Genomic DNA, 785 nt, shown 5'->3' on the forward strand with positions numbered 1-785 from the left:
AGACGATGCTGGTCGCAGGATGGTTAGAGGAGTACTCAGAGCGATGGCTAAATAGCTTCGTTGAGCAAGGGTTTATCGAAAAGCTATCTACCTTTTTGCCCGCACCTAACTTACCACTTGATCAGTTTTTGCCGTATGTGGTCGCAAGCTTGTCTGGCAAGCGCCGTGCTGCTATCGGCTCAGATGAAGGATTTTGCCTAGCGCGCATTGGTTATAGTCAAGAAGAAGCAGATATGCTGAGCGTAGCAGCTGCGGATTTTTCTGGATTTATGCTACGCCAAAAGCAGCGCGGCTGGGCGATTGAAAGCCAAGCGATATCGTTCTTTCAGCAAGTAGATTTATTAATACCTGAGACCAGCTTTGTATTTTTGTGGATCGATGGTGGCGGCTACGCTCTCATTATCGATGGCGAACCACTGACTAACAATCGCGCCTTTGTGGAACTCATCTGGGGAATCAAAACCTCTGGGCTACGATTTGATAACTAAAGCCTTTTATCTCAAAAAACGTCAATGCAAGGGATAACTTTGTATTGAAAACCTCCTGTATTAAAGCAATCGCGCACCTATCTATTTACCAACTCCAACCTAAGTGAACGCTTATAGCCCATTCACTCTAAAAGCCAGACAGTGCTGCTTACTGTAATAAATTTTTGCAGCCTCTGTCATGCTTGCGAACGCAAACAAGAAAAACTTAAGCTCTTACCATATGTCTTATAGAAGACTCCTTTTGATAGCAGGCTCCTTTTAAAAAACTAGCAACATCAGTAAGACTAGTAATATTAA

1 protein-coding gene is annotated in these 785 nt (G+C 43.6%); it reads left to right on the forward strand.

The window, feature by feature from the left end; genetic code table 11:
- On the forward strand, nucleotides 1-488 hold a 488-nt coding region (locus tag ACS8FD_RS19405), incomplete at its 5' end, for a hypothetical protein (RefSeq protein WP_439277066.1).
- Nucleotides 489-785: the final 297 nt, after the last annotated feature.

Source organism: Psychrobacter sp. 1U2 (assembly GCF_051847575.1).